At 56.3% G+C, this 13,964-nt stretch carries 14 protein-coding genes and 2 pseudogenes (1 of these 16 running past the window's edge); 7 read left to right on the plus strand and 9 right to left on the minus strand.

All coding sequences use genetic code 11. The annotated features are described in order from the left end of the window. Positions 1-157 precede the first annotated feature (157 nt). Positions 158-922: an IS6-like element IS6100 family transposase gene (locus tag AX676_RS14155; protein ID WP_001389365.1), complete on the plus strand. Its 765-nt coding sequence runs from the start codon at positions 158-160 to the stop codon at positions 920-922. A gap of 178 nt (positions 923-1,100) precedes the next feature. On the opposite strand, the gene AX676_RS17480 is transcribed toward AX676_RS14155, so the two are convergent. The 7 genes and pseudogenes from AX676_RS17480 to AX676_RS14165 all read right to left on the minus strand — a co-directional run bounded on the left by AX676_RS17480 (position 1,101) and on the right by AX676_RS14165 (position 7,294). After that, positions 1,101-2,039: a LysR family transcriptional regulator gene (locus tag AX676_RS17480; RefSeq protein WP_082731413.1), complete on the minus strand. Its 939-nt coding sequence runs from the start codon at positions 2,037-2,039 to the stop codon at positions 1,101-1,103. Positions 2,040-2,066: 27 nt separating this feature from the next. Next, positions 2,067-3,065, minus strand: a complete 999-nt coding sequence (locus AX676_RS17485; RefSeq protein ID WP_082731414.1) for a ferredoxin--NADP reductase — start codon at positions 3,063-3,065, stop codon at positions 2,067-2,069. Positions 3,066-3,104: 39 nt separating this feature from the next. Beyond that, entirely contained in the window at positions 3,105-3,692 is a 588-nt protein-coding gene (locus AX676_RS17490; protein ID WP_158607285.1) for an aromatic-ring-hydroxylating dioxygenase subunit beta, read from the minus strand. Positions 3,693-3,706: 14 nt separating this feature from the next. Further along, entirely contained in the window at positions 3,707-4,423 is a 717-nt protein-coding gene (locus AX676_RS18575) for an SRPBCC family protein (protein ID WP_370318070.1), read from the minus strand. Between the two features lie 240 nt (positions 4,424-4,663). After that, positions 4,664-5,038 (minus strand): annotated as a pseudogene (locus AX676_RS18580) (aromatic ring-hydroxylating oxygenase subunit alpha); the annotation flags it as partial. A gap of 31 nt (positions 5,039-5,069) precedes the next feature. Further along, on the minus strand, positions 5,070-5,780 hold the full coding sequence (locus tag AX676_RS17500; RefSeq protein ID WP_082731417.1) for a type 1 glutamine amidotransferase: 711 nt from the start codon (positions 5,778-5,780) through the stop codon (positions 5,070-5,072). Between the two features lie 38 nt (positions 5,781-5,818). Beyond that, a complete protein-coding gene (locus AX676_RS14165) occupies positions 5,819-7,294 on the minus strand; it encodes a glutamine synthetase family protein (RefSeq protein WP_066478975.1) in 1,476 nt (491 codons plus the stop codon). 280 nt (positions 7,295-7,574) lie between these two features. On the opposite strand from AX676_RS14165, the gene AX676_RS14170 reads away from it, so the two are divergent. From AX676_RS14170 to AX676_RS14185, 4 genes are all read left to right on the plus strand, one after another. Beyond that, the gene (locus AX676_RS14170; protein ID WP_001389365.1) at positions 7,575-8,339 is read left to right on the plus strand and encodes an IS6-like element IS6100 family transposase; all 765 of its coding nucleotides are present in this window, start codon (positions 7,575-7,577) and stop codon (positions 8,337-8,339) included. Positions 8,340-8,418: 79 nt separating this feature from the next. After that, the gene (locus tag AX676_RS14175) at positions 8,419-8,763 is read left to right on the plus strand and encodes a hypothetical protein (RefSeq protein ID WP_066478976.1); all 345 of its coding nucleotides are present in this window, start codon (positions 8,419-8,421) and stop codon (positions 8,761-8,763) included. Further along, complete coding sequence (locus AX676_RS14180; protein WP_066478977.1) at positions 8,760-10,790, plus strand: ATP-binding protein; 2,031 nt, start codon at positions 8,760-8,762, stop codon at positions 10,788-10,790. Before AX676_RS14175 ends, AX676_RS14180 begins: the two co-directional genes overlap by 4 nt. Continuing rightward, the gene (locus AX676_RS14185; RefSeq protein ID WP_015740125.1) at positions 10,777-11,670 is read left to right on the plus strand and encodes a 3'-5' exonuclease; all 894 of its coding nucleotides are present in this window, start codon (positions 10,777-10,779) and stop codon (positions 11,668-11,670) included. Before AX676_RS14180 ends, AX676_RS14185 begins: the two co-directional genes overlap by 14 nt. Before the next feature lie 275 nt (positions 11,671-11,945). Here AX676_RS14185 and AX676_RS14190 read toward each other — a convergent pair whose 3' ends face one another. Together AX676_RS14190 and AX676_RS14195 are read right to left on the minus strand one after the other, a co-directional pair. After that, on the minus strand, positions 11,946-12,455 hold the full coding sequence (locus AX676_RS14190) for a GNAT family N-acetyltransferase (RefSeq protein WP_066478979.1): 510 nt from the start codon (positions 12,453-12,455) through the stop codon (positions 11,946-11,948). A gap of 4 nt (positions 12,456-12,459) precedes the next feature. Then, positions 12,460-12,759 carry a type II toxin-antitoxin system TacA family antitoxin gene (locus tag AX676_RS14195; RefSeq protein ID WP_066478980.1) on the minus strand — a complete coding sequence of 100 codons (300 nt, stop codon included), beginning with the start codon at positions 12,757-12,759 and terminating at the stop codon, positions 12,460-12,462. 257 nt (positions 12,760-13,016) lie between these two features. On the opposite strand from AX676_RS14195, the gene AX676_RS14200 reads away from it, so the two are divergent. Next, a complete protein-coding gene (locus AX676_RS14200) occupies positions 13,017-13,253 on the plus strand; it encodes a hypothetical protein (protein WP_229825708.1) in 237 nt (78 codons plus the stop codon). A 19-nt stretch (positions 13,254-13,272) separates the two neighbouring features. Then, positions 13,273-13,964: pseudogene (locus AX676_RS18365) on the plus strand (recombinase family protein) (its annotated part continues 394 nt past the right edge of the window); the annotation flags it as partial.

The raw sequence follows: 13,964 nt of genomic DNA on the forward strand, positions 1-13,964 counted from the left end.
CAGACCTAGGGTTTTAGTGTCGGTGTGTTCGGCAAGAACCGGACCGATGAGCGTATCATCAACTTTGAGACAATTATCCCCAACGGCACGCACACCGGCTCTGTTGCAAAAATCGTGAAGCTTGAGCATGCTTGGCGGAGATTGGACGGACGGAACGATGACGGATTTCAAGTGGCGCCATTTCCAGGGTGATGTGATCCTGTGGGCGGTGCGCTGGTATTGTCGCTATCCGATCAGCTATCGCGACCTTGAGGAAATGCTGGCGGAACGCGGCATTTCGGTCGACCATACGACGATCTATCGCTGGGTCCAGTGCTACGCCCCGGAGATGGAGAAGCGGCTGCGCTGGTTCTGGCGGCGTGGCTTTGATCCGAGCTGGCGCCTGGATGAAACCTACGTCAAGGTGCGGGGCAAGTGGACCTACCTGTACCGGGCAGTCGACAAGCGGGGCGACACGATCGATTTCTACCTGTCGCCGACCCGCAGCGCCAAGGCAGCGAAGCGGTTCCTGGGCAAGGCCCTGCGAGGCCTGAAGCACTGGGAAAAGCCTGCCACGCTCAATACCGACAAAGCGCCGAGCTATGGTGCAGCGATCACCGAATTGAAGCGCGAAGGAAAGCTGGACCGGGAGACGGCCCACCGGCAGGTGAAGTATCTCAATAACGTGATCGAGGCCGATCACGGAAAGCTCAAGATACTGATCAAGCCGGTGCGCGGTTTCAAATCGATCCCCACGGCCTATGCCACGATCAAGGGATTCGAAGTCATGCGAGCCCTGCGCAAAGGACAGGCTCGCCCCTGGTGCCTGCAGCCCGGCATCAGGGGCGAGGTGCGCCTTGTGGAGAGAGCTTTTGGCATTGGGCCCTCGGCGCTGACGGAGGCCATGGGCATGCTCAACCACCATTTCGCAGCAGCCGCCTGATCGGCGCAGAGCGACAGCCTACCTCTGACTGCCGCCAATCTTTGCAACAGAGCCGGTCCGAGGGACTTGTTCAGATCTTCCCAAAGTCTGCCAATGCCTGAATGCCTATGTTGAACCGAAAATGCGGCAATTTCAGATAAGTACAGGGGCAGCTGAACCCATTGCGGAATCGAACGGATCATCGTGGTGCGAAGGGTTGCATCCAGCGGTTTAATTCTTGTTGAAGTAAATTGGCCAAATCACGCTGCCAGGGCGCCCGCAAGTCAAATCTGCTGATCATCCAGAGTTCGGTCGTCACGTCAGCTTGGGCAGGATCAACTTTTTGCAGGCCCGGGTAATCTACAGCCATCACCGTGGGCATAATGGCAACACCCAGACCGTTTTCACATAACCGTGCCAACATCGAAAAGCTGTCAGACCACGCCACCACTTTTCCGGAAAGCCCAAACTCGGTTCGGTCCAACGACCCATACGTGAACGTATGGTCGCTGTGCGAAAACCCCAGATTCATTCCCAGAAAATGATGTTGCGCTGTACGGTTGGCACGGGCACCACCCATGCTTTGGAGATAACTTTTGCTGGCATACACATTGATGGGGACATCACCGATTTTTTTGATTTTCAGTGAACTGTTACCCTGCACTGGTCGCGCCAGCCTGATTGCGATATCCACCTGATCTTGCTTGAGGTCAACAAAATGCGTTTCGGTGGTGATGTTCAATACCAGACGGGGGTGGCGTTCTCGGAAATTGGTAAAGGCGTTAGCGAAACGGTGAGCAAACGCATCCAGCAACGAAATTCTGATAACTCCCGCATCGTCCTGAACTGCAAGGGAAAACCGCTTGGCCGCTTCTGCCATGTCCTGTGCAGCGTCAACCAGTTTTTGTAAGTCGGCAGAAACTTCCCAGCCCCTTTGGGTACGAATAAAAACCGTGCGGCCCAGCTGCTGCTCCAGGGCTTGAATCCGGCGCCGAAGCGTTGAATGGTCAATCCCTTCCATTTCGGCAGCAACGGCGTAGTCTCGATGGCGTTCAAGCGCCAGAAAAGTGCGCACTAAATCCCAGGGTACGGCGGCATCTGGTCCGATCTTTCTGGTACTTGAGTGTTTTGTCGGCATTGTGGTTAACCTTGCCGAAAAGACTGCCTACGGAAACCGTATGACAATTTTTTCAGTGCGCGCACGCGACCGGCAAGCAAGAATCCAGCCATCGTCTTCATCATCTTCGTCCAGTACCTCGTTCTCAAGCCGTTCAACGTTGCCCTCTACCAGTCGGCACATGCACGATGCGCACTCACCCACCCGGCAGGCGTACGGCACAGGCAAACCAGCCTTCAGCATCGCCGCCAGCAAGGTTTCATTACCTGTGACGATCACTTCATGTGTAGCTCCGGCAATAGTAACTTCAAGCGTCGCCTGTTTGTCAGAATCGGTACTGTCGCCCTGCTCATCATTGGCGGCAAAACTTTCAAGGTGGATGCGTGTTTCAGGAACCCCAAACCCCTTTGCAGCGGCAACTATGGCCTGCATAAACGGTTCTGGACCGCAAATATAGGCGTCACCATGCGCGGCCAACATTGGGCGGAACGTTTCTGCATCAGGCAGCCCTGTCTCTTCGTCGAACCAGTACTGCACATTGAAGCGGTTAGCATAATGCGCCAATAGTTCGTTTAGTGCGTCCAGAAGCATTACTGTTGCACGATTGCGATTCGCGTAAAACAAGGTTACCCGGACCTGGCTGCGCTCAAGCGCCTGGCGGGCAAGGGAAACAATCGGCGCAATGCCGCTACCCCCTGCAAACAACTGAACGAGCTGTTGCGGTTCTCGAAGTAAAAACCGCCCGGCAGGCGGCATCGCCCTGATGGAATCGCCAGCACGCAAAGTGTCGCAAACCCAGTTTGACACTAGCCCACCAGGAACACGGCGAACCAGTACATCGATTCCCCCGTCGTTGCGAGACCCATTGGTAATGGAGTAACAACGCCATTGTGGTGTATCTTGAGGACCACCGTCCAGCGTCAGGTACTGACCGGGCTGAAAACCAAAAGTGCCTATTTCAGCCGCATTAGGCTTCAGGCTCAGCAAAACAGCATCGGTTCCCTGGGGGGTGATGCGGACAACATTCAGGGTGTGTGCTTCTATCATCTTCGCAACCTGACTACAGGAAAAATCTTCGCAACCTGACTACAGGAAAAAGGAGTTATTGCCCTGAGGCGCATCACAATTGAGCAAATTCACCTGCTTCACGACGATCTTCCAATCGTTTTGATAGCGTCGCAAGGCAAAGCCGTACCATCCGGCAAGAGTACGCAAATGGTCAGTCTGATGTTCTGCCATCATGAAGTTACATCTCACACGCCATTCGTCGGTCTGACCTGGTGCTGGCCAGATTTCCAGAGCCCCGCAAATACGGGAGGTTCGTGAAACGGGCCACTGTGAATATGCCAGCCCGGTTCCCAGCCGGGCTACCCGGTCAATCAGGCGACGGCGGTCGTGAAATTCAAGGGTCACCTTCTTGCGCGGGTCAGCGGCATCGCGTTCAGCCGGTATCCAGTACGCACAGTGGTCATCGTAGAGCGTAAGCCAGCGATCAAAGTGCTGGTCATCCAGCAGCCTGCATTCCCGGCTGACAAGGTGCATGATGGCGCGTTCGGTGTCGATATCTACAGGCGCTGTGCATCGGTCAGTGCTATGCCGAAAATCAGTCGATAACTCAACCAGCCAATCATAAAAGCGCTGGTTCACATAGCTTGAATCGGGTTCATATTTCATGCGTGCCTCCTGAATCATAGTTTTGTTTTCTCAACGTTCAAAATGGGTTGTACCGACATCAGTGCCCGCCATTTGTTGAAATAGGCCCGCATATGCAGCTCGGATGTGACCGGATTAGCGATAAGACCCGGTGCTTCTTCTTCATCTTTGCCGGTTTCAAAATGCCGGCTGATATCAATCCATTCGTCATCCGGACTGGTTTCCATACCGCGCTGACACTCTTCAAAATTACTGGCGTCATCCATTTCGCCCATAATGGGAAAGTCTTCTTGTGTCCGCATGCGCATCGACTGCATGTCATCATCAGCATCGGCACGTTGTGTGGCATACCAGTGCACCAGGACGTCATTGGCTGAAACTGGTTGTAAAACTTGGATCTGGTTACCAATAAACAAAAGGTTGGGGAAAATGTTCAGGTTCATACCCGCTCCGACAGCACTGTCTAGCACTGCGCTGACTATTTCCGGTTTGTTCGTATTTCGAACATGAGCCTCGAAGGCTTCGCGACCGGGCTGCGGCCGCTGCTGGTTCCAGGCTGAGTCGTTATGCATGTCGGGGCGCTGGTCAATCAGCGTGTGGCCGTTACCCAAGTCATACAGCTTCATGTTTGAACGATCAGCGTCGGCAAAGTACGACATGTCGCCACCGCCATAGCGATCATTGGTCATTTTCAGCAACGACTGGTGTGAAAACGGCACGTGATAGCCGTCACCTGCATTGTCGTAAACCACTTTCCAGTTGCATTTGAGTTTGAAGCGCTGCGCACCGGCAACGCACAGGTTTTCGTGCCCCCCTTGGTGGTTCAACCAGTCATCAATAAACCGTTTGGCATGGCCGAGGTGTTCTTCCAGTCCGGGTGCCTTGTCATTCAGTGTCGCAAACACCAGCCCTTTATAAATTGCCACTTGCGCTGGACGGGCCAAATGCATATCACGTGCTTTGAAGGTCTTTCCGTAGGCAGTTTTTCCAGGTACACCAAACAGCTGTCCACGACTGTCGTACTTCCAGCCGTGATACGGACATGTAAACGTAGAGGCTGTCCCACCGGGTTCACGGCACACTGTTGCTGCACGATGTGAGCAACGATTCGCAAATACGGTAACTTTGTTGTCCCCTTTACGGCTGACGACGAAATTACGTGTGCCTATCCATACTTGCTTGAAATCGTCTATGCCCGGGATTTCGCTTAGGTGCAGCAAATATACCCAGTTCGCGGCAAAGACTCGATCCATTTCCAGCGCAAAAATATCGGGGTCGGTGTAAACCCGTCGATGAACGCGATCTTGCTGGACGAGTTCATCTAACGCCAGGGCGTTTGAGCCCGGCCTTATAGCAGTGGTACTCATAATTTTTTCCCTAAATAAATGACGTGTCAGCTCATAGGTGACCGTCTTTCAACAGGCGCCGGATCAGCGCCAAAATGCCCTCCCGGTTCACCGGCTGTGTTGACTCGTGCTCGATGGCTTCCCATTGGGTTTGGTCAAACGCATCCCGGTGAAACGGCATGAACATTTTGCGTAGCCATGACGCATCTGATTCCGGGTGTCCCTGAATGGCCAGAAACCGGTTTTCGGCCAGAAAAATCTCGTGAGCAGCTGACGGTGATGACGCCAGAAGCACACTGTCTGGTGGCAGTTTCAGAACGCATTCACCATGACTTTGAACCAGCGTGATGTCGTCTGTAATTTCGGGCCATTGTTGCGTGATCGAAGGCGACAACCACTTCAGAGATTCCACTCCTAGACGAAACTGACCGCTTTCGTTACGCCCGACCCGGCCATCTAGTGCCGCCGCCAGAGCCTGGGCTCCGAAACAGATACCCACGACCGGTGCAGCAGAAGTTGCGCGGACGTCACGAATGAAGGCAAACAGGCGTTGAGTCAATGGGGCATCAAGGTCATCTACTACCGATTTTTCACTGCCGCTGATGACATAACCGTCATAATCCTTTACCTGCTCAGCAAAGTTAGGGTCGGCGGGAGACAGGACATCCCATTGCCCCGTACCGTCAGATAATTGACCCAGCATGTAGTCCCGATATTCCAGCAACATGTTGTCGGAACACCATATCAATGCAAACTTTTTCATAACTGTCCATATGCGATGTGTCTGCTGCGGCTACGCATTTACATCAATTCAAAATATTCGCGGTGTTCCCATTCGGTAACCTCGTCTTGCTGCATGTCGACCTCGCCTTCAGCGGCCACAAAGCGTTGCCATTCGCTACGACGTAAATGCAGCCAATAATCGATGAACTTGTCACCAAAGGCTTCGCGGTAGAAGCTTGAAGACTCAAGGGCGTCAAGTGCCTGCGACAGGTTTACGGGCAACGAGCTCACACTGGACTCGTACGGCGATTCAACGGGTTGGCCGGGGTCAAGCTGGCGCCGGATACCATCAAGGCCGGCAAAAATTTGTGATGCAAGGTACAGGTACGGATTGGCCGCGGGTTCACCGGCACGGTTTTCAACACGGCTGGCGTTATCGCCGGGCGCGGAAATTACTCGCGCCATGGCAGCACGGTTATCAATACCCCAGGTCATACGATCAGGGGCCAGTGAATACGGGCGACGACGGCGATAACCATTGATGGTGGGTGTCGTGAAACTTGATGCTGGCCCGGCATGCTCAAGCAAACCCGCCACATACGATAGGCCGGTCGGTGACAAGGCATCGTTCCCGGTGGGAACAAACAGATTCGTGCCTGTTATTTTGTCGTTCAGAGATTGATGCAGATGCCAGCCAGAAGCATAAAAACCGGCAATTTTTGGCTTACACATAAAACTGGCCAAATAACCGTTGCGCCGGCAGATTTGCTTGACTGCATTGCGGAACAGCACCATCGTATCGGCCACATTCATCCCGCTCATGACATCAAACGTAGTTTCCATCTGGCTTGGCGCCCATTCATCCTCGATACTGCGCAGCGGCATGCCCAGAGCCAGAACATGATCGCGGATAGTGGACATTAGCGGTTCGACCTCATCAAGGTGGTTTTCCAGCAAGTAGGAATAACCTTTGGCAACCGGCATGACCTTGGGAGGTGCTGCTGGTGTGCCAGGTCCACCCAGCGTTTCTGGTTCAAGACATGGATCAACAATACGTGTGAGGTACCACTCAACCTCAAGACCGGCCTTAAATTCGCAGCCCATATCGCTGGCTTCTTGCAAGGCCTTTTTAAGAATTGCGCGCGGGCTCAATGCAAACGGTTTGCCGCTGCGCATGTACAAATCGGCCAGCATCCAGCCGGTACGATCGGCCCACGGCAAAATGCGAAACGTGGTCGGGTCAGGGACCATCACGACACTAGGGCTGCCAGACAGCTCCGAGTCGCCAAAGCCACCTCCGGCCTGAAACGGGTTGAATACAATGGCGCTGGCCGTATCGAAAAAGAACGGTGCCATCGTGACTTCAGATCCGCTTGAAAACGCTGACTTAAGTGCGGCAACCGACAGCATTTTGCCGCGCAACAACCCGTACTGATCGGGCCACGACAAGCGGATCATGCGGATGTCCGCCTGTTCAATCTGTTGCAGTACGTTCTGGACTGCATCCCGGTACGCTGTTGTCAACAGACCGTTTCTTTCTATAAAACCAGCCATTTGTTCCTTCCTGGCGCCGTGGTGACCTGCGTGATGTTTGCATTTTTTTTATAACGATTCGAGTTATCTCACAAGTGAGAAAACACATCTTGTCAGAACTACGGCGCACGTTGAATAACACCGTTGCAAACCCGCTTTGCACAAACGCCAATTCCTGGTGGGTATCACTAAGGCGGCTATTCGTTCAGATCAGGGTTATTCCGGGGGTATGAAAATAGCGGCTCTGTTGCAAAAATCGTGAAGCTTGAGCATGCTTGGCGGAGATTGGACGGACGGAACGATGACGGATTTCAAGTGGCGCCATTTCCAGGGTGATGTGATCCTGTGGGCGGTGCGCTGGTATTGTCGCTATCCGATCAGCTATCGCGACCTTGAGGAAATGCTGGCGGAACGCGGCATTTCGGTCGACCATACGACGATCTATCGCTGGGTCCAGTGCTACGCCCCGGAGATGGAGAAGCGGCTGCGCTGGTTCTGGCGGCGTGGCTTTGATCCGAGCTGGCGCCTGGATGAAACCTACGTCAAGGTGCGGGGCAAGTGGACCTACCTGTACCGGGCAGTCGACAAGCGGGGCGACACGATCGATTTCTACCTGTCGCCGACCCGCAGCGCCAAGGCAGCGAAGCGGTTCCTGGGCAAGGCCCTGCGAGGCCTGAAGCACTGGGAAAAGCCTGCCACGCTCAATACCGACAAAGCGCCGAGCTATGGTGCAGCGATCACCGAATTGAAGCGCGAAGGAAAGCTGGACCGGGAGACGGCCCACCGGCAGGTGAAGTATCTCAATAACGTGATCGAGGCCGATCACGGAAAGCTCAAGATACTGATCAAGCCGGTGCGCGGTTTCAAATCGATCCCCACGGCCTATGCCACGATCAAGGGATTCGAAGTCATGCGAGCCCTGCGCAAAGGACAGGCTCGCCCCTGGTGCCTGCAGCCCGGCATCAGGGGCGAGGTGCGCCTTGTGGAGAGAGCTTTTGGCATTGGGCCCTCGGCGCTGACGGAGGCCATGGGCATGCTCAACCACCATTTCGCAGCAGCCGCCTGATCGGCGCAGAGCGACAGCCTACCTCTGACTGCCGCCAATCTTTGCAACAGAGCCGTTCCGGGAATTTCAGTCCCGGATCGTGCGCGAGCAGAGCGTTCTCATCACGGCCGGCTACGCCTTCGGCGACGAGCACCTGAACAACATCATCTATCAGGCTCTGACGATCCCGACCTTCCGCTTGGTGATCTTTGCGGCGCCCGACACGGAGGGAGAGATCGCCAAGCTGCGGGCGCTGCGCGATCCGCGCATTTGGATCATTGGAGGCAATGGCCCTGCCGACGGGACGAGGGCGCACTACTTCGACATGATCGTCGAGCATTTCATGCCCCAGCGCCCCAGCGACAGGATTGATGATGCCGTCCGCAAGGTGTTGTCGGAGCTGGCGCCGAAAAGGGACGACGAGACGAAGGATGGCGAAGCATGAGCCACGACGATCGCAAGCGGGCGATCGGCAAGGTGGTCTCGGTTGCAGCCGACCGCTTTGTCGTCGAGATGCACGTCGGCACCGATAACTTCACGGTCGTCGGCTTCGACGACGTGCATTATGTGGCGCGACTGGGATCATTCCTGATGATTCCGTCGCAGTCGGAATATGTCGTGGTCGAGGTTGTCGGCCTGCGTGAGCGCGATGCGAGCACGCCTTCCGAGCGGGGCGATTTCGACCGGGCCGGCTCCTCGAAATATCTGGACGTGGTGCCCGTCGGCATGTTGCCGATGCGCGGCGGCGCGTTCCGCTTCGGTGTGTCGGTTTTCCCGTCTCTGTATGCGGACGCACTGTATGCGCTGGATGGCGAGCTCGATCGCATCTTTGAGACCGAGACCGCCGTCGAGCCGTCAGTCGGCCCGGATGGCGGCGCTTGCCAACCCGAAGGGGCCACGCGCTATCGGGTTCTACCGATCGGCAAGTCGGTGGTGTTCGAGGACTACGACGTCAAAGTTCGTCTGAACGAGTTCTTCGGCGGTCATGTCGCGGTCCTGGGCAATACCGGCAGCGGTAAATCCTGCACGGTCGCCTCGGTCTTGCAGTCCCTTTTCAGCAAACCGGACGAACATCACGCTCGCGGAGCGACGTTTATCGTCTTCGACGTGAATGGCGAGTATCACGAGGCGCTTTCTCCTTTGGCAAAAGACGGCGGCATCGGCGTCCATCGCGTAATCCTTGATGGGACGACCGCTGGCTTTCGGATGCCGCATTGGTTCCTGGAAATGGCAGAGTGGGAACTGCTTTTGCAGGCGAGCGAGCGAACGCAACTGCCGGTCCTTCGGACGGCGTTAGGTCTGACAAGTCTCTTTCATGCCAACACGCCAGACGCTCTGGCTCTGCGCGAGCACTTTGTCGCCACTTGCATCATCGAGTGCTTTCGAGGTGCGGATGGCGACTCCCCAGTGTCGAAGTTTCAGCGCGTCGTTTCTCTTCTTCAGAAGTATCCGACGAACGATCTGAATATGGCGTTGTTGAACCGCTTCAATCCGAATTTTCAATACGGAAATTTTTCTGGCAACAACCAATCGGCATTTCTGGATGAAGTAAGGAAGAAGCTCCGGGAGGATGCTCCCTTACCAGCCTACAATCGGACGCCGTTCTCTTTCGATGAGCTGCACGAATGTCTGGATTTCGCGATCCTTTATGAGGAGGCTCACGGCAACCGCCAAATCCGAGATTACTGCTCTTCCATGGTCACGCGGCTCAGATCTCTCCAGGAGAGGACCGAATATGCCTTTTTACGTCACGAAGGAGCTGACGTTGGTGCGGCTGTAAGCGATCTGGAATTCTTGACCAACATCGTCGGTCTGGGAAGGGTTGTTGGCGAAGCGTTCACCAAACGCAATCAAGTCATTATCATTGATCTGAACTCCGTCGAAGATGAAATCGTTGAGTTGGTCAGTGCGGTCATCGCACGCATGCTTTTTCGGTTCCTTCGCCATGCGGAACCAAGAAACCGTTTCCCGATACATCTGCTCCTCGAAGAGGCTCACAGGTACGTTGCCTCAACGCCCTCCCGGTTTTCCATCGACGCAACCAAGATATTCGAGCGCATCGCCAAGGAAGGGCGCAAGTACGGCATGTTCGTGCTCTTGGCATCGCAACGCCCGAGTGAACTGTCCAAGACGGTTCTCAGCCAGTGCTCCAATTTCCTGGTTCACCGCATCCAGAACCCCGACGATCTTTCTCAGATTCGGCAGATGACGCCGTTCATCTCGGATTCGGTCTTGAAGCGTTTGCCGTCATTGCCTCGGCAGCACGCGCTGGTGTTCGGAACATCGGTCAATCTCCCGACGACATTCAGGGTGCGGGAGGCATCACCGCGGCCGCGCAGCGACGATACCGCCGTGGTCGATTTGTGGTTCCACGAAGAAGGTCGAGCCGCCGACATTCGACTCGCTCCGGCCGATACCGCTGGAGGGGAGCCGATGGCAGTAAACGAAGCTTCAGACGATGACATCTTCTGACCATCTGGAGACCCTGGCGCAGGCGCTGGAGGCCACGGGAGACTACCGGGTCATCCGGCGTCTCAAACCGCGCCCTCGCATCGTTCCTCCGCCAGGCACGCCGCTGCGCCTCGGCCTGGTGGTCGATGTGGAGACCACGGGGCTCGACCCTCAGCGCGACGAGATCATCGAACTCGCCATGACACCATTCAACTACGGCTTGGATGGCACCATTTTCAGCGTGGGCGACAGCTTCCAAGGGCTGCGTCAGCCGAGCAAGCCTATCGCCCCGGAAATCACCGCGATCACGGGCATCACCAACGAGATGGTGGCCGGCCAGATTGTTGATCCCGCAGCGGTAGCCTCATTCGCAGCGCCGGCTTCGCTCGTCATCGCGCACAATGCGGCGTTCGACCGCCGCTTCCTCGAACGATTCAACGACGTGTTCTCGACGAAGCCGTGGGCATGCTCGCTCAGCCAGATCGATTGGGCAGCAGAGGGGTTCGAGGGCACGAAACTCGCCTATCTCGCTCAGGCCGCCGGCTTCTTCTACGACCGCCACCGCGCGATGCACGACTGTCTTGCTACGGTCGAGTTGTTGGCGATGTGGCTGCCCCGATCTGGCGCTACAGGTCTCAGCCGTCTCCTGGACGGCGCTCGTACCGTTTCTTGGCGAATCTGGGCGGAGAACGCGCCCTTTGACCTCAAGGATGTCCTTAAAGCGCGGGGGTACCGCTGGAACGGCGATCCCGGCCCGCAGCCGCGCGCCTGGTATATTGACGTTCCCGAGGCTCAGTGCGAGGCCGAACTACGGTTCTTGAGAACGGAAATCTATCGGTATGAGGTCGATCCCCCGGTTCGGCGGATCGATGCTTATGATCGGTTTTCAGACAGGATCTGAGTGCCGTCGAACGCCGGGCTATTGCATGCCCTTCCGGCACTTCTTGGCAAGCGTGGCGGAGACGAACTTTTCCCTTTTCGTCATGTCGGCGCGCTTTTCCACCATGTAGTGCCTAGCAGTCATGCTTCTCGCAGCTGGCATCCTGCAACGCGTGGTTCTGGAGGCGGTCGCGGATTTCCTTCGAGATCCTCGCCTTGCCGGTCACCGTCTTGAATGTCCGGCGCAGGTCCTTGCCTCAATTTAGCAAGGAAGACGTCCACCAAACATGGGGCTATTCACCTTCCAGCCTCACGGAGCGACGCAGCAATATCGCTGATCGAGCGAAACAGGACCAGTTCATCATCTCTGGTAGGCTCTAATCCTCGGCGCTGCCAGAATTCGGCAGCCTCCCCGTCGACGGCGTTGACCATCAATGCCCGCCCACCGATCAGCGATGCGGCCTGAACGCACCGTTGGAGGGCGTGCTTCACAAGGCCAGTCCCGATACCCAACCCGGCCGAGCCGATATCGGTCGCGAGCTGACCAAGCAGCATGCAGGGAATTGGATTAGGCGGCTGTCCCGTCCGGATGGAGCGCGGTAGCACCGATGGCACAACGGCTGTTGGTGCAAGGCCGTAATATCCCACCACACGCCCTGCCTCATGCACGACGAGAACGGCGGTAAAGCCCTTCTGCTGATTGGAGAGCGCGCGGGTCTTCAGCCAGTGGTCGAGCGTCGGCTTGCCACAGGAAAATTGGGAAACATCGTGGGCGGCGGAAAGCAGCTCGGGTCCTGAAAGCAGCAAGGGATTACTGTTTCGCTGCGTAGCCGGGCTCCCACGGCGCAGGCCGCTTAAGCACTTCAACCATCTCCGGAACAGGAGCAACCGGACGCGACAGCACATCCATGAACTGGGCAAAGCCTTCCGGGCTCATCCGGATCAGGCCCTGCTCCATGACGACCTCCTCGGCCGCGCGCACAGCGGCGTCGCGCACGAAATCGGTGCGCGAGCGGCCGCGCAGGCTGGCAGCACGATCGATCATGGCAACATCGGCCTCGGGCAGACGCATTGAGATCGGATATTCCTTGCGTTCGGCAGTGTTGGCCATGGCGATTCTCCTTGGTCGGAAGATGGCATCTTGTATCTCTAAATACAATACGATAAAGTCGCATCCACAAGCAACAGCTTCCGATGGGGTAGTATCGAGGCGAAAGATGACGGCGACAGCGATCGATTCCGACAGGTCATTTCACTATGCCACGGCTCGCCAGACTACGCCGCCGCACGCCATGACACGCGTCGGCATACTGATCGCCGCCGAATGTTCGCCTGTAAATTCCATTGCTTATGCCGAGCATGGGACGAATGCTGTCAGTTATGACCTTGCGAGCCCCACAAAACACAGCAAAGATTACAGGAGCCGAGCGCGAAGCGCTGCTCGAATCTTTGCTGCTGGACGAGCCGGAGTTGACGTTTACGCCGCGCGGCATTCCCGACCCTCGCCTTCTGCGTCTGGTCGGCATCCTGGCAAAGCAGGCGGCACGGGAATGCTTTGCAGAGGAAGTGACGTTATCCAGGCAAAGGAGGAAGCGCACCTCCTGATGCGGATAGGAGCCATGTTTTGAAAGTCGCGATCTACGCCCGTTATTCTTCCGACAATCAACGCGACGCTTCCATCGCCGACCAACTTCGCATGTGCCGCCTCCACGCCGAAAAGCAAGGCTGGCACGTCGTCGAAGAATATACCGACCACGCAATCTCTGGCGCTTCGCTGATCCGTCCGGGTATCCAGGCTCTGATGACCGACGCCATGGCCGGTCGTTTCGACGTGATCCTCTCAGAGGCAATGGATCGCCTCTCGCGTGATCAGGAAGACATCGCCGGAATCTTCAAACGCATGTCCTATGCGGATGTGAAGATGTTCACCCTGTCGGAGGGCGAGGTCAGCCATCTGCATGTCGGCCTCAAGGGCACAATGAATGCCCTCTTTCTCAAGGATCTTGCCGACAAGACCCGCCGCGGCCAGCGCGGCCGTGTCGAGGCTGGCAAATCGGGTGGCGGCAATTCCTATGGTTACGATGTGGTCAAGAAGCTGGACGCCAATGGCGAACCCATTCGCGGCGACCGCACCATCAACGAAAACCAGGCCGCCGTCGTTCGCCGCATCTTCCACGACTACGCCGCCGGCAAGTCGGCCAAGACCATCGCCTTTGCACTGAACAAGGACGGCATTCCGTCCCCTTCGGGCGGCGACTGGGGTTTCAGCACGATCAACGGTAACCCGAAGCGTGGCAACGGCATCCTCAATAATGA

The organism is Sphingomonas sp. CCH21-G11 (assembly GCF_001555965.1).
Classification (GTDB): Bacteria; Pseudomonadota; Alphaproteobacteria; order Sphingomonadales; family Sphingomonadaceae; genus Sphingomonas.